Origin of the sequence: Kitasatospora sp. NPDC101183, assembly GCF_044767945.1 — a bacterium.
Lineage (GTDB): Bacteria > Actinomycetota > Actinomycetes > Streptomycetales > Streptomycetaceae > Kitasatospora.
In genome coordinates, this window is record NZ_JBIWOW010000039.1 from 19,917 (window position 1) to 37,566 (window position 17,650).

The window sequence follows — 17,650 nt, forward strand, 5'->3', positions numbered from 1 at the left end:
TGCTCGAAAGGACCTCGACCGTGAACGACCAGGACACGGACGGCAGCAGGCTGTCCACCGCCTTCGAGCGGACCATGGCCGGCGTCGGCACCGACCTCGCCCCCCTGATCACCGCCGGCGCACGGCAAGGCCGCTCCCTGCGCCGACGGCGCAGGCTGGTCGCGGCCGCAGCCGTGACCGCCGCGGCCGCCCTCGCCGTCGGCGGCACCGTCGCGCTGCGCACGGACGGTACGGGCGGCGCATCCGTCACGGCCGCCGCCCAGGCCTCCGCCGGAGGGTTCCCGCAGCCGCGCCACCACGCCGACGACTACGCCGAAGGGCTGTACCCCGGCGACAACGAGAACACCGGCAAGGTCACGCTCACCGGCCACGCCGCGCTGGCCGCCCTCGTCAAGGCCCTGCCCCCCGGGGCCCGGACCTCCGACTACGCCGGCCACCACGCCCGGACCCACTCGTCCAACGCCAGCCTGCCCGACGAGGTCTTCGCCAGCGGCGGCATGCTGTACGACGACGGCGCCGGCCCGGCCCTCGTCCAGGTCGTCCTCCAGGCCAACCCCGGGACCCTCCCGGGCGCCCCCGGCCCCGAGGAGCGCCACGGCTGCGCGACCGTCAACAAGGACGGCCGGTACCGCTACTGCTGGGACGGCACCCTCCCCGACGGGAGCCGGCTGCTGCTCCTCGAACGGGCGGAGGGGGAGAGCCTCCAGCGCGAGGCCCGCGTCCTGCGCCCGGACCGCACCGAGGTGTCCGTCACCGCCTCCAACCTGGCGGAGGTCGACGGCCACGCCAAGCCCCAGGTGGTCCGGGAGGGGCTGCCGCTCGGCCTCGACCAGCTGAAGGCCGCCGCGCTCTCCCCCGACCTCCGGGCGTTCATCGGCGTCGACGAGGCGGAGCGGGCGGGCCGGACGATCAGGCCCTTCCACGACGACAGCCCGCACAGCGGCCCGACCTCGCCCCCCGCCACCCCCAGGTGAGGCGAGCGGCGGCGGCGTCCACGGCGGCGGTGTCCTCGGCGGCCCGGGGGCGTTAGCAGGGGGACGCACGAACACCGCCGCCCGTGGAAGGCCCGCCCGATGCCCGTTCCGTACGCCGCCGCCCTGCTGCCGCTGGCGCTGCTCGCGCCCGCCGCCTCGCCCGTCTCCGTCGTCGAGGCCGACTTCGACCCGGCGAGCGCCTTCGTCCCGCCCGCCGCGATCAGCTACGCGCAGGACCTGGTCCCCTACGGCTCGCACGCCCGGGTCGTCACCGACCGCTCGGTGCCCGGGCGCACCACGCTCACCCTGACGGTCAGCGGGCTGGCCGCCGACCACGCGTTCCCGGTGCACCTGCACACCGGCACCTGCGGGGCCGACCCGGCCTCCTCGGGGCCGCACTACCAGGACGTCGTGGACCCGGTGCAGCCCTCCGCCGACCCGGCGTACGCCAACGAGCGCAACGAGCTGCGGCTGGTGCTGCGCACCGACGCCGACGGGGAGGGCACCGCCTCCACGGCGGTGGACTGGCAGCCGCGGGCGGGCGGGGCGCGCTCGCTGGTGCTCCACGCCGGCGACCCGGCCGGCCCGCACGGGGCGGGCGACCGGGTGGCCTGCGTGAAGCTGGGCGACTAGGCCCTCTGGCCCTCAGGAGCCGAGGGTGGCGACCAGGACGGCCTTGATGGTGTGCAGGCGGTTCTCGGCCTGGTCGAAGACGATGGAGTGCTCCGACTCGAACAGCTCGTCGGTGCACTCCAGCTCGGTCATGCCCGTCGCCTCGTGCATCTGCCGGCCGACCGCCGTGCCCAGGTCGTGGAAGGCCGGCAGGCAGTGCAGGAACTTCACGTCCGGGTTGCCGGTGGCCCGGACGGTGTCCATGGACACCTGGTACGGCTTGAGCAGGGCGATCCGCTCGGCCCAGACCTCCTTGGGCTCGCCCATGGAGACCCAGACGTCGGTGTAGAGGAAGTCGGCGCCGGCCACGCCCTCGGCCACGTCCTCGGTGAGGGTGATCCGGGCGCCGCTGCGCTCGGCCAGGGCCCGCGCCGCCTTCTGCACGTCCTCGGCCGGCCAGACGGCGCGCGGGGCGACGATCCGGATGTCCATGCCCAGCAGCGCGCCGGTGACCAGCAGCGAGTTGCCCATGTTGGAGCGGGCGTCGCCCAGGTAGGCGAGGGCGACCTCGCCCAGCGGCTTGGCGGTGTGCTCGGTGACCGTCAGCACGTCGGCCAGCATCTGGGTGGGGTGCCACTCGTCGGTGAGGCCGTTCCAGACGGGGACGCCGGCGTACTCGGCCAGCTCCTCGACCACCTCCTGGCCGTGGCCCCGGTACTCGATGCCGTCGAACATCCGGCCCAGCACCCGGGCGGTGTCCTTGACGGACTCCTTGTGGCCCATCTGGGAGCCCGACGGGTCCAGGTAGGTGGTGGTGGCGCCCTGGTCGTGGGCGGCGACCTCGAAGGCGCAGCGGGTCCGGGTGGAGGTCTTCTCGAAGATCAGCGCGATGTTCTTCCCGCGCAGCCGGGGCTGCTCGGTGCCCGCGTACTTGGCCGCCTTCAGCGAGGCGGCGAGGTCCACCAGGAAGCGGAACTCCTGGGGCGTGAAGTCGAGCTCCTTGAGGAAGTGCCTGTTCCGGAGGTTGAAGGCCATGCCGGGCTCCTGGGGGTGACGGGGTCTGATGACGCGGACGCGGTTGACGGTGCGGGAGCAGGCAAGTGTATACGAGAGGTCGAATTTCTATGCAGAACGGGGGGTGGAGGAGGGGAAGCCCCTGGTGGGACTCCCCCTCGAACACCGCGCCCGGCGGGTCAGAGCCTCGGGTCGACCGGCTCCGACTCCAGCGCCAGCACCGCGAACACCGGCTCGTGGACCCGCCACAGCGGCTCGCCCGCCGCCAGCCGGTCCAGCGCCTCCAGGCCCAGCGCGTACTCGCGCAGCGCCAGCGAGCGCTTGTGGCCGAGCGTGCGCTGACGCAGCCGGTCCAGGTGGCCGGTGTAGTCGGGGCCGTAGATGATCCGCAGGTACTCGCGCCCGCGCACCTTCACGCCCGGCTGCACCAGTCCGCCGGGGCGGCCCTCGCCGCGCCGCGTCCGCACGAGCGAGGCCAGCGGCTTGACGACCATGCCCTCGCCGCCCGCCCCGGTCATCTCCTCCCACCAGGCGACGCCGGCGGCCACCGAGGACTCGTCCTCGGTGTCGACCAGCAGCCGGGCGGTGCGGTGCAGCAGCTTCTCCCCCGCCGGGCCGTCCGCGTCGACCAGGCGGTCGATCCAGGCGAGGTGCTCGTCGTGCGGGCGCACGGCGAGGTTGACGCCCTCGGCGGCGAGCACCTGGAACGGCGCCAGCCGGATGCCGGACAGGCCCTCCGTCGGCCAGCAGTAGCGCCGGTACGCCTCGGTGAAGGCCTGGGCGCCGTCGGCGCGGCGGCGCTGGCGGCCGGCCAGGTCGTCGACGTCGAGGCCGCGCGCGGCGGCCCGCTCCAGGGCCTCCAGGGCCTCGGGCAGGGCGGCGCCGGCGGCGGCTCCCACCGCCGCGTACTGGCGGCGCAGCAGCTCCACGGCCTTGAGCGACCAGGGCATCAGCTCGGCGTCCAGCAGCAGCCAGTCGGTGCCCAACTCCTCGAACAGGCCCGCCTTTTCGGCCGCCGTGCGGACCCTTCCGAGGACGGCCGAGGTCAGCTCCGCGTCGGCCAGGAAGGCCCGGCCGGTACGCGTCCAGATCGCGCCCGGCCCGGCGGTGCCGAAGCGCCGCTCCAGCGCCGCGTCCTCGCGGGAGACGAGCAGCACGGCGCGCGAGCCCATGTGCTTCTCCTCGCAGAGCACGTGGCGCACGCCGTCCGCGCGGTACCCGGCGAAGGCCTCCTCCGGGTGCTCCAGGTACCCCTCGCGGCGGGAGGTGGCGCTGGGCGCCATCGTCGCGGGCAGGTAGGCGAGCAGCCTCGGGTCCAGCGCGAAGCGGCTCATCACCTCCAGTGCGGCGGCGGCGTTCTCCTCCCGGACGGCGACCCGGCCGTGCAGGGCCGTCTCCACGGTCCGGCGGCCGGACACGTCGGCGAGGTCCAGCGGACGGCCCTCGCGGGCGCCCGGCGCGTCCGTGACCAGCGGGCGCACCGGGGCGTACCACTCCTGCTCGGCCTCGACGCTCACCAGTTCGCGCTCCGGGTAGCGCAGCGCCGTCATGCTGCCGCCGAAGACGCAGCCGGTGTCCAGGCAGATAGTGTTGTTGACGAAGCTCGCCGTCGGCACCGGGGTGTGGCCGTAGACGACCAGGGCGCGGCCCCGGTACTCCTCCGCCCACGGGTAGCGTTCCGGCAGGCCGTACTCGTCCGTCTCGCCGGTGGTCTCCCCGTACAGGGCGTGGGAGCGGACCCGGCCCGAGGTGCGGCCGTGGTAGCGCTCGGGCAGGCCGGCGTGGCAGACGACCAGGGCGCCGCCGTCCAGCAGGTAGTGGCTGACCAGGCCGCGCATGAAGGCGCGGACCTCGGCCCTGAACTCCTCGCTCTCGCCGGCCAGCTGGTCCAGGGACTCCTGAAGGCCGTGGGAGACGGTGACCTTCTTGCCGTCCATCGCGCGGCCGAGCTTGTTCTCGTGGTTGCCGGGCACGCAGAGCGCGTGGCCGGCCGCGACCATGCCCATCACCAGGCGCAGCACGCCCGGGGTGTCGGGGCCGCGGTCGACCAGGTCGCCGACGAAGACGGCGGTGCGGCCCTGGGGGTGGGCCGCGTCGACCGGGCGGCCGTCCGCGTCCCGGGTGAGGGTGTAGCCGAGGCGGGTGAGCAGGGTCTCCAGCTCGGAGCGGCAGCCGTGGATGTCGCCGACGATGTCGAACGGGCCGGTGAGGTGACGCAGGTCGTTGTAGCGCTTCTCGAGCTCGATCCCGGCGGCCGCGACCTCGGCCTCGCCGCGCAGGATGTGCACCTTGCGGAAGCCCTCGCGCTCCAGGCCGCGCAGGGAGCGGCGCAGTTCGCGGTTCTGGCGGGGGATCACGTGGGCGGGCAGCTGGCGGTCCGGGCGGGAGCGGTTGCGCTCGGCGCACACGCCCGGGGGGACGTCCAGGACGATCGCGATCGGCAGCACGTCGTGCTCGCGGGCGATGGCGACGAGCTGCCTGCGGGCCTCGGGCTGGACGCTGGTGGCGTCGACGACGGTCAGGCGGCCGGCGGCGAGGCGCTTGCCGACGATGTAGTGCAGGACGTCGAAGGCCTCGGCGGAGGCGGACTGGTCGTTCTCGTCGTCGGAGACCAGGCCCCGGCAGAAGTCCGAGGAGAGGACCTGGGTGGGGAGGAAGTGGCGGCGGGCGAAGGTGGACTTGCCCGCGCCGCTGGTGCCGATCAGGACGACGAGGGAGACGTCGGTGACGGGGAGGAGGCGGGTGGCCGGGGCCTCGGTGGTGGTTTCGTCGGGTGCGTCGGGTGCGTCAGGTGTGTCGGTCATCGGGGGCCGCCTCCTTCGGGCGTCGCGGTCCGGGTGCGGAAGAGGGCGAGCTGGGTCGGGGCGCCGACCTCCTCGTCCAAGGGGCCGACCGGGCGCAGCTCGACGGCGTAGCCGTACGCGTCGGCGACCTTCTCCGCCCAGGCGCGGAACTCGGCGCGGGACCACTCGAAGCGGTGGTCCGCGTGCCGGACGGCGCCGGCGGGCAGGGTCTCCCAGCGGACGTTGTACTCGGCGTTCGGGGTCGTCACCACGACGGCCCTCGGCCGGGCGGCGCCGAACACGGCGTACTCCAGGGCGGGCAGGCGCGGCAGGTCGAGGTGCTCGATCACCTCGCACAGCACGGCCGCGTCGTAGCCCTTGAGGCGGGCGTCGGTGTACGTCAGCGCGCCCTGGGCCAGCGTCACCCGGGCCGCCTTGCGCTCGGGCAGGCGCTCCAGGCGCAGCTTGCGGTTGGCGGCCTGGAGGGCGCGCACGGAGACGTCCACGCCGAGGATCTCGGTGAAGCGGGCGTCCTTGAGCATCGCGCCGATCAACTCGCCCTGGCCGCAGCCGAGGTCGGCGACGCGGGCGGCGCCGCTCTCGTGGAGGGCGGCGAGGATCGCCTCGCGGCGCTGCTCGGCGAGGGAGGGCGGCCTGGGGGCCTGCGGTTCCTGCGGTTCCTGCGGTTCCTGCTGGGACTGATCCCGGGGCTGATCCCGGGGCTGTTCCTGGGCCTCTTCCTCGGGCCGGTCGTCGACGGCGTTGTCGATCTCCTCGACCTCGCGGTCGTCGGCCTCCGCGAGGCGGGCGAGCTCCAGGCGCTCCATCGCGAGCCTGGTCAGCGACCAGCGCCGGGACAGGTAGCGGCGGGTGATCAGGGCGCGCTCCGGGTGGTCGGCCAGCCAGCCCTCGCCGGCGGCGAGCAGCTTGTCGACCTCGTCGGGGGCGACCCAGTAGTGCTTGGCGCCGTCCAGCACCGGCAGCAGGACGTACAGCTGCTGGAGGGCGTCCGACAGCCTCGCCGCGTCCGAGGACAGCTCCAGGCGGACGTAGCGGGACTCGCCCCACTGCGGGAACCGCTCGTCCAGGGGGACGGGTGTCGCCCCGACCCGCCAGCCCAGCGGCTCGAACAGCCGGGCCACCAGGGCCGGTCCGCCGCCGTCGCCCACGCCGTTGGCCGGCACGGCGGGCAGCGAGATGCGCAACGGCCTTGCCTGGCCGGGCAGTTCGGGGCGCAGCTGGCAGTCGCCCTTCATCGCCGAGCGGAACACCGTGCGCAGCGCCACCGCGAGCAGCGAGGAGGCGGCGTACGGGCGGTCGTTGACGTACTGGGCGAGCGCGAAGTCCGGGGAGCCGCCACGGCCCTTGCCGCGGCCCTTGCGGACGAGCGCGATCGGGTCGACCTCCAGCAGGAGCGCCGCCGTGCACAGCTCGTCCCCGGCCTCGGGGTAGAAGACGTGCGCCTCGCCGTGCGACGTGGCGAACCGCTGGACCTTGCCCGGGTGCTTGTGCAGCAGGAATCCGAGATCGGTCGCGGGGCTCTCGGTGCTGCCGGTGGTGGAAATCGACATGAACACCCGAGCGAGTATCGCCGACGGGAAGGCGTCCGGGCACCGGGTTTTCGGGCAGCACCGGGTCGGGACCTGCGGGTCTTCCTCCGGCGGCCCGCGCACGCCCGCGCGGCGTCCGTCCACCGGGCGTGGTCGGCAGCGGGCCCCCGCATTGGTTACCGTGCTCGGTGTGACTGCTGAAACCGCCTCTTCCCGTCCGAACGGGGCCGTGGCCGCCGGCCTGGCCACCATCGCCGCCGACGGCACCGTCCTCGACACCTGGTACCCCGCGCCCGCGCTGGCCGCCGAGCCCGGCCCGGCCGGCACCGTGCGGCTGACCGCCGAGCAGGCCGAGGCCGAGCTCGGCGCCGGCGCTGCCGCCGCGCTGCGCGCCGACGCCCGCCGGGGCGTCGAGGTGGTCGCCGTGCGCACCACCATCGCCTCGCTCGACGAGAAGCCGCTCGACACCCACGACGTCTACCTGCGGCTGCACCTGCTCAGCCACCGCCTGATCCAGCCCCACGGGCAGAACCTGGACGGCATCTTCGGGCTGCTCGCCAACGTCGCGTGGACCAGCATCGGCCCCGTCGCGGTGGACCAGGTCGAGCGGGCCCGCCTCGCGGTGCGCGCCGAGGGCGGCCAGCTGGCCGTCTACGGGATCGACAAGTTCCCGCGCATGACCGACTACGTCGCCCCGACCGGGGTGCGCATCGCCCACGCCGACCGCGTGCGCCTGGGCGCCCACCTGGCCGCCGGCACCACCGTGATGCACGAGGGCTTCGTCAACTTCAACGCCGGCACGCTGGGCACCTCGATGGTCGAGGGCCGCATCAGCGCGGGCGTCGTCGTCGGCGACCACAGCGACATCGGCGGCGGCGCCTCGATCATGGGCACCCTCTCCGGCGGCGGCAAGCAGGTCGTCTCGGTCGGCGAGCGCTGCCTGCTCGGCGCCAACGCCGGCATCGGCATCTCGCTGGGCAGCGACTGCGTGGTCGAGGCCGGCCTGTACGTCACCGCCGGGACCCGGGTCACCACCCCGGACGGCACGGTGGCCAAGGCCGTCGAGCTGTCGGGGCAGGACAACCTGCTGTTCCGCCGCAACTCGCAGACCGGCGCGGTCGAGGTCATCGCGCGCTCCGGTTCCTGGGGCGGGCTGAACGCGGACCTGCACGCGCACAACTGACGCCTGCCGTAGGCCACTTCGGGCCCGGCCGCCGCTCACGCGGTGGCCGGGCCCGTTGTCGTGCGCCCGCTTCACCCGGTCGGGCGACGGGGGTTCGCTCCGAGGCGGGTCACTCCGCGTCGGGGGCTCGCTCCGAGGCGGGGTTTCACTCCGCGTCGGGGGACAGCCCGGCCGCGAGGCGGCGCAGGTCGGGGCCGTACTCGGGGTCGGCGAGGGCCGCGGCGAACTGGGCGCGCAGGTAGGCGGCCGGGTTGCCGGTGTCGTACCAGGTGCCGTCGATGACCTGGCCGTAGACGGCGCGGCGGGAGGCGTAGGCGTTGATGGCGTCGGTCAGGTAGACCTCGTCCTCCGGCTTCTCGTGCCAGCGGCGGGTGAGTTCGCGGATCTCGTCGACGATGCCCGGGGTGATCACGTAGCCGCCGATGGCCGCGTACTCGGACGGCGCGTCGACCGGCTTCGGCTTCTCCACCAGGCCGCTGATGCGCACCGATCCGCTGCCGAGGTCCTCCTTCACCACCGGCACGCCGTAGCGGTACGAGTCCTCGGGCGCCATCGGCATCAGCGCGAGCACCGGCGCGTTGGTCTGCTCGTACGCCCGGATCAGCTGCTGCGCGCGGGGCACCTCGGCCACGAACACGTCGTCCGGCCACAGGACCAGGAACGGCTCGTCCCCGAAGTGGCGCGCCGCGTTCAGCACCGGCGTGCCGTTGCCGTACGGGCCCTGCTGGTACAGGTAGCTGATGTGCCCCTTGCGGGACAGCTCCCCGATCTCCTCGACGGCGTCCGCGAAGGCCGTCTTGCCGTCGCGGCGCAGCTGGTCGACCAGCACCGGGTTGGGGCGGAAGTGCTCCTGGATCAGGCTCTTGTCGCCGGAGACGACGATCGTGATGTCGGTGACCCCGGAGTCCACCAGCTCGCGGACGGTGTGCTCGATCACCGGCTTGTCGCCGACCGGCAGCATCTCCTTCGGCGTCGCCTTGGTCAGGGGCAGCAGCCGGGAACCGAGCCCGGCCGCCGGGATGACGGCTCGGCGGATCGTCTTGGGAGCCATGTGACCCTCTTTCGCGCTTTCGCTTGGCTGACACTCACTCAGCCGTCGACGCTACCAACGGCTCGGGCACGATCATTCACCGTCGGGGGGCGGGGAGTTGAACACCTTCGCACGCTCGGCCCAACAGGGGGCGCGGGGTTGACGGGGTCGTGCTGGGGTGGCCTGGGGCCAAACTTGGCCCTTCGACAGCGACGGGCCTTGCGTGCTCTGGCACATGGGGCCAACTTTTGCCCTTGGCGCGTCGGCAGACGAAAGGCCCCGACCGGTTCGCCGGTCGGGGCCCTTCGTCGTGTTCCGGGTCAGGCCGTCCGGCTCGGGGCCGGGCGGCCCTGGCGGACCTGACGGCGGACGGCCCATGCCGCCGCGGCGAGGGTGACGAGGTTCCACAGGCCTCCGAAGAGGCCGCCGTTCTGCATGAACACCGAGGTGAACTCGCGCCACCAGCCGGATCCGCCGACCACTGCGCCATCGCCGCCGACACCCTGCTCAGCCACGTCACCGGCTTCGTGCTCCAGGAGCAGAACCAGCCCGCCGCGCCGCCGACCGTCACCGCCGAGCTCTACGCGGAGTTGCGTGCGCGGTTCCCCCTGCTGATGGACCCGTCGGCACCGCGCCCGAGCCAGGACGAGAAGTTCACCCGGAGCATCCGCCTGCTCTGCGCCGGCTTCGCAGCGCCGCCCGGCTGGCCGCCGGCGGCCTCTCCGGACTTCACCGGCACCTGCGGACAGCGGTGAACGAGCCCTACTCGGTGACGGTGAGGACGATCTTGCCGGTGACGCGGCCGGTGTCACCCAGGGCGTGGCCCTCGGCGGCCCGGTCCAGGGGGAACGTCGCCTCGACGACGGCGCGCAGCTTTCCGGCGGTGACCAGTTCGGCGATGGCCAGCATGCCGGCCTGGTCGGCCTCCACGAGCAGCGGGTGGAGGCGCACGCCGTGGGCGGCGGCCTGCTCGGCGAGGTCGGCGGGCAGCGAGCTGAGGGCGATCGTGACCAGTCGGCCGCCCGGCTTCAGGGCGGCGAGGGAGCGGGTTGCCGTGTCGCCGCCGATGGCGTCGAGGACGACGTCGACCGGGGCGATCGCGGCGAAGTCCTCGCTGCGGTAGTCGATCAGCTCGTCGGCGCCCAACTCGCGCAGCAGCGCGTGCTTCGCGGCGCTGGCGGTGCCGATCACGTACGCGCCGCGCGTCTTGGCGATCTGCACGGCGAGGTGGCCGACACCGCCCGCGGCCGCGTGGACCAGGACTCGCTGGCCCGGCTCGACGTCCGCCGCGTCGACCAGGGCCTGCCAGGCGGTCAGCGCGGCCAGCGGGATCGCGCCCGCCTGGACGTGGTCGACGCCCGCCGGCTTGCGAACCAGCGCGCGGGCGGGGGCGACCACGTACTCGGCGAAGGAGCCGACGCCATCCGGATAGGGCAGCATGCCGAAGACCTCGTCGCCGACCTCGTGGATCGTCACGCCGAGGCCGACGGCCGCGACGACGCCCGAGACGTCCCAGCCGAGCACCAGGGGCAGGCGGCCGACGAGGCCCGCGTACTGGCGGTGCTTCCAGTCGGTCGGGTTCATGCCCGCCGCGTGGACGCGCACCAGCACCTCGGAGGGGCCGGGCGTCGGGCGGTCCAGTTCCACCTCCGTGAGGACATCGGTGCCGCCGTAGGTCTGCTGGGTGATTGCCTTCATCGTGGTCATGCGGAAAGGATCGCTCGGCGCCGAGCTGCGCAGATAGCGGCCCGAAGGTCATGATGTGCAAGGATCGGGCCATGCCTGGTGCCGTACATCGTGTCGTCGTCCTGGCCCTGGACGGGGTCATCCCCTTCGAGCTGAGCCTCGCCTCCAGGCTCTTCGGCGTGGCGACGGACCCCGACGGCCGACCGCTCTACGAGGTGGTCACCTGCTCGCCGGACGGGAAGCCGGTCCGGACGGCCGCCGACTTCTCGATCGCCGTCGAGCACGACGCCGCCGTGCTGGCCCAGGCCGACACCGTGGTGATCCCCGCCTCCCAGGAGTTCGCCGAGATCTCCGGCCCGGACACCCTGCCGCGCCGGGCGGCCGAGGCGATGGCCCTCATCCGGCCCGAGACCCGGATCGCGGGCATCTGCATCACCACCTTCCTCCTCGCGGCCGTCGGCCTGCTCGACGGCCGGGCCGCCGCCACCCACTGGCACCACAGCGACCGCTTCCGGCGGCTGTTCCCGGAGGTCGAACTCGCCCCCGACGTCCTGTTCGTGGACTCCGGCCGGGTGCTCACCTCGGCCGGGGCAGCGGCCGGCATCGACCTGATCCTGCACCTGATCCGCTCAGACCACGGCAGCGCCGTCGCCAACCACGTCGCCCGCAGGTGCGTCGTCCCGCCGCAGCGCGAGGGCGGGCAGGCCCAGTACGTCGAACGGCCGGTGCCGCACAGCTCGGACGCCGGGACGTCGCGGACCCGTGCCTGGGCGCTCGACAGGCTCCACGAACCGCTCCAACTCGCCGACCTGGCCGACCACGCGGGCATGAGCCGGCGCACGTTCACCCGCCGCTTCCGGGCCGAGGTCGGACTGAGCCCCGGGCAGTGGCTCACCCAGCAGCGCGTCGACCTGGCCCGGCACCTGCTGGAGAGCAGCGACCTGCCCGTCAACCGGATCGCCGAGCGGGTCGGCTTCGGCACCGGCGCCTCCCTGCGGCAGCACCTGAACACCGCGATCGGCGTCCCGCCCGGCGTGTACCGGCGCACGTTCCAGGGCTGATTGCTGCGGGAGTTCTTCTGTCGTCTCGCGGCGCGGAAAGCCGGTGCTCCCGGGCGTGATACCCGCTCCCGGGCGTGATGCCCGCTCCTGGGCCTGATGCTCGCTCCTGGGCCTCCCGGGCGCACGGCGTTCCCGGCGCCGGGCCCGCGTCGGGGCGCGGGCCCGGCAAGGGCGCTGTCGGGTGCCTGCTGCTGCAACGCGTGCCGGGAGGCCTCCGGTGCTTCTCACGGGCCCCGCGCCGCGAGATCGCGGCGCGGGGCCCCCACTCGGTTTCCCCTTCCGATTCCCCGCCGAGCTCCGTTCCTCCGGCTACCCCGCCAGCAGCGACACCTCCGAAGCCCCGGCCACGCCGGGCACCTGACGGCCCGGCGGCGCCTCCTCCCGCGCCTTCTCACCCGGCGGGCCGAGCCGGACCACGAGTAAGGGTGACCCCCGGCCGGCCCGTTGCGGCTCCGCCCCGCCGAGCGCCGACACCTCCTCGGCCTCGGCGCAGGCCCCGGAGCGGCGTGCCGCCTCCCGCAGCCGACCGGCCAGGTCCCGGCAGTCCGACACCGCGTCCACGCCGTCGATGCACGTCCAGTAGAGGCTCTCGGTGTCGGCCCCGCAGGCCAGCACCACCAGCGTCTCCCCGACGTCCCCCAGCAGCCCGTCCAGCGCCCCCAGCATCGGCACCAGCGCACCGAGTTCGGTGAGCCTCCCGACCCGCCCGCCGCTCACCAGGGCGGCCCGCAGGACGGACCGGTCCAGGCAGACGGCCGCGTGCGCGCCCGCCTCGGAGAGCTGCTGGCCCAGGGCCGTCAGCTCCTCGTCGTCCAGGTCCGCCAGCCGGGCCCCCACCGCCTCCGTCAGCAGCGCGGCCTGCCGCGCCTCCGCCAGGACGTCGGGGACGTGCCGGGCCTCGGCCAGCGCGTGCCTGGCCGTCTTGATCAGTCGCAGCGCCTCCATGGCCACCGCTCCTCTCGCTCGCCTTCGCCGTCGACCACCGCCACCGCCGGGCGGCGGTTCGGGTGGTCACGGCGAAAGCGTGCGGAAATCGGCGGGCCTGCGCATCCACCATTCCGGATCCTGTGGACAACCCGGGGGTGTGGATAACTTCCGTCCCCTACAAGGGTTGATCGCCCACGTCCCGGTTGACGTCCCGGTTGACGTCCGTGTTGACGCCGGGGGCCTCCGGTACCGGGAAGCGGTGCTCGTTGCGCTCGATCTTGGCCGCGAGCGCCTCCAACGGATCCACCCCGACGGCCGTGCAGAACTGCACCAGGTACGCGAGCACGTCCGCGACCTCGTCGCGCACCCGGTGCGCCCGCTCCGGCTCGGACATGACCCCGGCCGCCTCCTCGGGCGTGAGCCACTGGAAGATCTCCAGCAGCTCGCCCGCCTCCACGCTCAGCGCCGCCGCCAGGTTCTTCGGCGTGTGGAACGGCTCCCACCGCCGCGCCGCCGCGAAGTCCACCAGCCGCTGCCGCAGCTCCTCCAGGGTCGGCGCACCGCCGGGGGCCGCCGGCTCCGTCACTCGTTCGCTCATTCCCCCAGGTCTACCGCATCCCGCTGCCCCGGCACCCGCCCCGGCGACTCCGGCCGCAGCACCGTCAGCCCGGACGCCGGATCGCGCCGGCACTCCACCAGCACCACGCCCCCCGCGCCGGCTCCGTCCGCCACCGCCTCCCGCGCCGCCTGCGGCTCCTGCAGTGCCGCCACGACCCGCAGCTGGTTGCGCCCCGCCATGTCCCGCGCCAGCCGCAGCAGCGAGCCCGCCTGCTCGGTGGAGAGCCCCGCCCCGAGGTCCTCCGCCAGCACCGTCAACTGCCGGTGCGCCCACGGCACTTCCGCGGCCACGTCCAGGTCGAGCACCCCGGCCCCCGTGAGCAGCACCGCCGCGAACGCGAGGTGCCGGAGCATCCCGTCCGAGGCCTGGTCGGCCCGGGTGCGCCCGCGCAGCCCCTCGTCGAAGACGGCGAGCACCCGCCGCCCGCCGGCGCTGTCGCGGTGGTCGAGGTCGAGCCCGAGCAGCGAGTACGGCGCCGCGGCCTGCGCCGCCCGCAGCAGCTTCCCGTACCGGCGCGGGCACTCGTTGCTGAGCCGGTCGACGACGGCGGAGATGTTGGCGGCGTTGCTGCGCAGCCGGGCGTTCGGGTCGGCCCGGGCCCAGCCGCGCATGAGGGCGGGTACGGGGTGGAGCGGGAAGACCTCGCGCAGCGCGGTGAGGAGGTCCTCGGCGGCGGCGAGGACCATGCGCTCGCCGCGCGAGGAGCCCGCGACCCGCAGCGGCAGCTGCGCGGTGATCATGCTGCCGCTGGGCAGCGGCGCCCGGATGTCGCCCTGGCGGCTGTCGTTGTGCCAGCAGACGTTGACGCGCCGCCGCTTGAGGTCCTGCTCGCCGGTGTCGACGAGGGTCCGGCCGTCGAGGGTGAGGGTCTCGCGCACGATCCGCACGGGCTCGTCGGTGCGGATGACGAGGTCGAGCCCGATCAGCCCGTGCGGCGACCGGACGGTGCAGCCGAGCCCGATGGCCGCGCCGCCGTGCGGGAGGCACCCGTCGAGGCCGCCTCGCACGGGCGTGGCGAGCGGGCCGGGCCGGTCGGGCAGCCCGTCGAAGGTGTCGGTGATCTCCTCGCCGAGGGCCAGCCGGGACAGGACGGCCAGCGCGTCGAGCGCGTTGGACTTGCCGACCCCGGCGGGCCCGTGCAGCACCGTGAGGGGCGCGAGCGGCAGCGTCGCGCGCCGGTAGGACTTGAAGGAGGCCAGCCGCAGCCGTTCCAGGGTCGGCCGCGGCACGGACGGCGAGGAGGTCTCGGGCGGCCGAAGAGGATCCGGGCCCGGCTCCGGGACGGACGGTCGGGGGTGGGCCGGCGCAGCAAGCCGACCAGCGTCGCGGTTCACGCCCCGGACGTTAGCCGCGGGCCCCGCGCGCTCCCGACGGCCGAAACGTTCCGGCCCGGCCGGGGCACCTGCAGATTCATCCCAACGTGGCACCCGCCGCCCCGAACCGGCGACGCTCAGCGCCGGTACCGCGCGACCGTCACCGACGCCGTCACCTCGACGGGCTCCGCGAGCCCGGCCAGCGCCGCCTCCAGCCGCCCCGGGTCGGTGTGCCAGGCGCTGGGCCCCATCCCGACGACCGTCCGCACGTCCTGTGCCCCGAGCCGCATCGTGAACTCCACCTCCCGCCGCCCGACCGGCGTCAGGTACGGTCCGAGCTTCTCCTCGATCCGCCGCTGCTTGTCCTCGTCCACCGACAACAGCCCCAGCGCGCCGACGAGTTCACGCAGGTGCCGCTCGGTCGGCGCGACCAGCAACAGGCTCCCGCCGGGGCGCAGGACGCGCCGGATCTCGGGGCCGTTGCGCGGGGCGAAGACGTTCAGCATCAGGTCGGCGCACCCGTCGCCCAGCGGCAGCGGGCGCCAGGCGTCGCAGACCACCGCGCCGATCCGGGGGTGGGCCCTGGCGGCGCGCCGCAGCGCGAACTTGGAGATGTCGAGCGCGGCCCCGGCCGCGCCGGGCAGGGCGTCGAGGACGTGCGCCAGGTAGTACCCCGTCCCGGCCCCGAGGTCGGCGACCAGCTCCGCCCCTGCGGCGGAGGACGCCTCGGCGGCGGAGGACGCCTCGGCGGCCAGCGCCTCCGCGATCGGCCGGTAGTGCCCGCCCGCCTGGAAGTCGCCCCGGGCCGCCACCATGTCCGCCGTGTCGCCGGTACCGGTGTGCGCGTCCCCGGCGAGGAGGCTGACGTACCCCTGCTTGGCGAGGTCGAAGCTGTGCCCGGCGGCGCAGCGCAGCGCCCGCCCGTGCAGGGCGAGGCCCTGCGCGCAGTGGGGGCAGGCCAGGTAGCGCTCGATGTCCTGCAGCAACGTTCCGTCTTCTCTCGCCGTCCGCTCCGGCGACCGTACGGTCCGGGGCCTGAGCGGCCAGCCTATGTGCCCGCCGATCAGGATGCCGCGACCCGTACGGCCAGGGCGGCGAGGGCCTCGGGCGCGCCGTCCTGGCCGCGGATCCCGGGGAAGGCGTTGACGTCGACGACGACCGCCTCCTCGGGCCCGTCCAGCAGGTCGACCCCGTACACGTCGAGCCCGAACACCTCCCCGGCCCGCAGCGCGAGCTCCGCCCGTTCGGCCGGCGGCTCCCACCGCCCGCCGGGCGGCTCGGCGGCGGGCGCGAGTTCGGAGCGGCGCCTCGCCGCGAAGACCCGCCCGTCGACGACCCACAGCTTCTGGTCCCACCCCGTCCCCGCGACGAACGGCTGGACGACGACGGGCTCCTGCGCCCACTGCTCGGCCAGCGCCCGCAGCCCGGCCTCGTCGTCGACCCGCGCGACGAGGTCCCCGCGCCGGCTGTGCCGGCTCTTCACCACGAACGACTCTCCGGGGAAGGCGAGTTCGCCCATCCGCCCTCCGTCGGCGGTCGCCACGAACGGCAGCCCGCCCTCCCGGGCCCGCCGCGCCATCAGCACCCGGTCCTGGCAGAGTTCCGTGGCCGCCGCCGAGTTGACCACCGGCACACCGCGCCCCTCCAGCTCCCGTGCCAGCGCCAGGAATCGGGGCCCGTGCGCCTTGAGCAGGCAGACGTCCACCGCCGCCCCCTCCCCCTCGACCCGCACGACCTCGTGCCCCCGCCGCGCCAGCAGGTCGGCGGTCGCCGCGAGCACCGGGTGCCCCGGGTCGACAGCGATCAGCCCAACCCTCACAGCGCCGCCCCCAGCGGCCCGTACGCCCCGAGCTCGGGCACGAGGGCCCCGGGCGACCCCGGCACCGACACCGCCGTCCCGCTGCGCGCCAGCCGCAGCACCGCCCGCGCCACCCTGTCCACCGCGTCCGGCACCTGCCGGAAGCTCGGGAAGTCGTTGACGTCCACCACCACGGGCCCGTCCGGCCCGAGCAGCACGTCGACCCCGTACAGGTCGAGCCCGAACACCTCCCCGACCTGCGCCGCGATCCGCGCGACCTCCGCCGGAAGCGGCACCCGTCTCTCCCGCACCCCCTGCCCGGGGTGCAGCGGCGAGGCGCGCTGCGTCGCGAACAGCTCCCCGTCGACGCTGTACACCTTCAGGTCCGTCCCCGAGTTGGGCACGTACGGCTGCGCGATCAGCAGCCCCTCCCCCGCGAGCGCCGGCCCGAGCGCGGCCATCTGCTCCGGGTGCGCGACGAGGTGGACGGCCCGCCCGGAGCTGCCGTCCGCGGGCTTGACGACCAGCGGGTACTCGGCGGCGGGTATCTCGGCGAGGCGCTCCCACCGCGCCGCCGCGTACGTGACGGGGACGGGCAGTCCGCGGGTGCGGGCGATGACGGCGGCGAGCGCCTTGTCCCGCACGCCCCTGATGGAGCGGACGTCGTTGACGGTGGTCAGGCCCACGGCCGCGGCCGCCTCCAGCAGGGTCAGCCCGGGGCCGCCGGAGACGGTCTTGAGCACCCACGCGTCGTGGCTGCCGGCCCGGACGGCCTCGGAGACCGCCAGCAGCGTGTCGCCGGGGCGCAGCACGTCCACCCGGTGCCCCCACGCGGTCAGCCGGCGCGCCACGTCCAGTGGCATGCCGTCGCGCCGGTAGTGCTCCTCCACCAGAAAGCAGAGCCTCATGGGCCTGACGTCCCCCTGATCCTTCGGTCGTCCGGTTCTTCCGCCGCTCGACGCCGCCCGCGCCGTCCCCCCGGCGGTGCGGTGAGGGCCAAAGCATGCCACGCGCCCTCCCCGCAAGATCACCGCGAGCACGTAAGCGTTCGGCAACAATCGGCACCCCAAGAACTCCCCAAGGAAGTCCAAAGATCCCCG

The 17,650-nt window shown here is 74.6% G+C and carries 17 protein-coding genes; 5 read left to right on the forward strand and 12 right to left on the reverse strand.

Translation table 11 applies throughout. From position 1 onward, the window contains the following. Window positions 1–20: 20 nt before the first annotated feature. Together ACIRRS_RS35275 and ACIRRS_RS35280 are read left to right on the forward strand one after the other, a co-directional pair. On the forward strand, window positions 21–974 hold the full coding sequence (locus ACIRRS_RS35275) for a hypothetical protein (protein WP_402980078.1): 954 nt from the start codon (window positions 21–23) through the stop codon (window positions 972–974). A 99-nt stretch (window positions 975–1,073) separates the two neighbouring features. Continuing rightward, window positions 1,074–1,607 (forward strand): superoxide dismutase family protein, encoded by a 534-nt coding sequence (locus tag ACIRRS_RS35280; protein WP_402980081.1) that lies wholly within the window; start codon window positions 1,074–1,076, stop codon window positions 1,605–1,607. Window positions 1,608–1,619: 12 nt separating this feature from the next. Here the strand turns inward: ACIRRS_RS35280 and argF are convergent, their stop codons facing one another. The 3 genes from argF to ACIRRS_RS35295 form a co-directional block, all read right to left on the reverse strand. After that, window positions 1,620–2,621: an ornithine carbamoyltransferase gene (argF, locus tag ACIRRS_RS35285; protein WP_402980084.1), complete on the reverse strand. Its 1,002-nt coding sequence runs from the start codon at window positions 2,619–2,621 to the stop codon at window positions 1,620–1,622. A gap of 158 nt (window positions 2,622–2,779) precedes the next feature. Then, window positions 2,780–5,404: a polynucleotide kinase-phosphatase gene (locus tag ACIRRS_RS35290; RefSeq protein WP_402980087.1), complete on the reverse strand. Its 2,625-nt coding sequence runs from the start codon at window positions 5,402–5,404 to the stop codon at window positions 2,780–2,782. Then, on the reverse strand, window positions 5,401–6,960 hold the full coding sequence (locus tag ACIRRS_RS35295; protein WP_402980090.1) for a 3' terminal RNA ribose 2'-O-methyltransferase Hen1: 1,560 nt from the start codon (window positions 6,958–6,960) through the stop codon (window positions 5,401–5,403). Before ACIRRS_RS35295 ends, ACIRRS_RS35290 begins: the two co-directional genes overlap by 4 nt. A 163-nt stretch (window positions 6,961–7,123) precedes the next feature. Here ACIRRS_RS35295 and dapD point away from each other — a divergent pair, with 163 nt between their 5' ends. Then, window positions 7,124–8,116, forward strand: a complete 993-nt coding sequence (gene dapD / locus ACIRRS_RS35300; RefSeq protein ID WP_402980093.1) for a 2,3,4,5-tetrahydropyridine-2,6-dicarboxylate N-succinyltransferase — start codon at window positions 7,124–7,126, stop codon at window positions 8,114–8,116. 145 nt (window positions 8,117–8,261) lie between these two features. Here dapD and ACIRRS_RS35305 read toward each other — a convergent pair whose 3' ends face one another. Both ACIRRS_RS35305 and ACIRRS_RS35310 read right to left on the reverse strand, forming a co-directional pair. Continuing rightward, window positions 8,262–9,167, reverse strand: coding sequence for a UTP--glucose-1-phosphate uridylyltransferase (locus tag ACIRRS_RS35305; protein ID WP_402980096.1), 906 nt, complete (start codon window positions 9,165–9,167; stop codon window positions 8,262–8,264). Between the two features lie 299 nt (window positions 9,168–9,466). Continuing rightward, the gene (locus ACIRRS_RS35310) at window positions 9,467–9,661 is read right to left on the reverse strand and encodes a hypothetical protein (RefSeq protein WP_402980099.1); all 195 of its coding nucleotides are present in this window, start codon (window positions 9,659–9,661) and stop codon (window positions 9,467–9,469) included. Between the two features lie 12 nt (window positions 9,662–9,673). Between ACIRRS_RS35310 and ACIRRS_RS35315 the strand changes: the two genes are divergently transcribed. Then, window positions 9,674–9,901 (forward strand): hypothetical protein, encoded by a 228-nt coding sequence (locus ACIRRS_RS35315; protein WP_402980102.1) that lies wholly within the window; start codon window positions 9,674–9,676, stop codon window positions 9,899–9,901. Between the two features lie 7 nt (window positions 9,902–9,908). Here the strand turns inward: ACIRRS_RS35315 and ACIRRS_RS35320 are convergent, their stop codons facing one another. Then, window positions 9,909–10,844, reverse strand: coding sequence for an NADP-dependent oxidoreductase (locus ACIRRS_RS35320; RefSeq protein WP_402980158.1), 936 nt, complete (start codon window positions 10,842–10,844; stop codon window positions 9,909–9,911). An 80-nt stretch (window positions 10,845–10,924) separates the two neighbouring features. Here ACIRRS_RS35320 and ACIRRS_RS35325 point away from each other — a divergent pair, with 80 nt between their 5' ends. After that, entirely contained in the window at window positions 10,925–11,893 is a 969-nt protein-coding gene (locus ACIRRS_RS35325) for a GlxA family transcriptional regulator (RefSeq protein ID WP_402980105.1), read from the forward strand. 309 nt (window positions 11,894–12,202) lie between these two features. Here the strand turns inward: ACIRRS_RS35325 and ACIRRS_RS35330 are convergent, their stop codons facing one another. The 6 genes from ACIRRS_RS35330 to ACIRRS_RS35355 form a co-directional block, all read right to left on the reverse strand. Further along, the gene (locus ACIRRS_RS35330; protein WP_402980107.1) at window positions 12,203–12,838 is read right to left on the reverse strand and encodes a DUF6099 family protein; all 636 of its coding nucleotides are present in this window, start codon (window positions 12,836–12,838) and stop codon (window positions 12,203–12,205) included. Window positions 12,839–12,995: 157 nt separating this feature from the next. Beyond that, the gene (locus ACIRRS_RS35335) at window positions 12,996–13,418 is read right to left on the reverse strand and encodes a nucleotide pyrophosphohydrolase (protein WP_402980110.1); all 423 of its coding nucleotides are present in this window, start codon (window positions 13,416–13,418) and stop codon (window positions 12,996–12,998) included. Then, window positions 13,415–14,668, reverse strand: a complete 1,254-nt coding sequence (locus ACIRRS_RS35340; protein ID WP_402980112.1) for an AAA family ATPase — start codon at window positions 14,666–14,668, stop codon at window positions 13,415–13,417. The genes ACIRRS_RS35335 and ACIRRS_RS35340 overlap by 4 nt, the downstream gene beginning before the upstream one ends. A 221-nt stretch (window positions 14,669–14,889) precedes the next feature. Beyond that, window positions 14,890–15,738 (reverse strand): putative RNA methyltransferase, encoded by an 849-nt coding sequence (locus ACIRRS_RS35345; protein ID WP_402980115.1) that lies wholly within the window; start codon window positions 15,736–15,738, stop codon window positions 14,890–14,892. A gap of 77 nt (window positions 15,739–15,815) precedes the next feature. Further along, window positions 15,816–16,571: a RimK family alpha-L-glutamate ligase gene (locus tag ACIRRS_RS35350; protein WP_402980118.1), complete on the reverse strand. Its 756-nt coding sequence runs from the start codon at window positions 16,569–16,571 to the stop codon at window positions 15,816–15,818. Further along, window positions 16,568–17,458, reverse strand: coding sequence for a RimK family alpha-L-glutamate ligase (locus ACIRRS_RS35355; RefSeq protein ID WP_402980121.1), 891 nt, complete (start codon window positions 17,456–17,458; stop codon window positions 16,568–16,570). The genes ACIRRS_RS35350 and ACIRRS_RS35355 overlap by 4 nt, the downstream gene beginning before the upstream one ends. Between the last annotated feature and the right edge of the window lie 192 nt (window positions 17,459–17,650).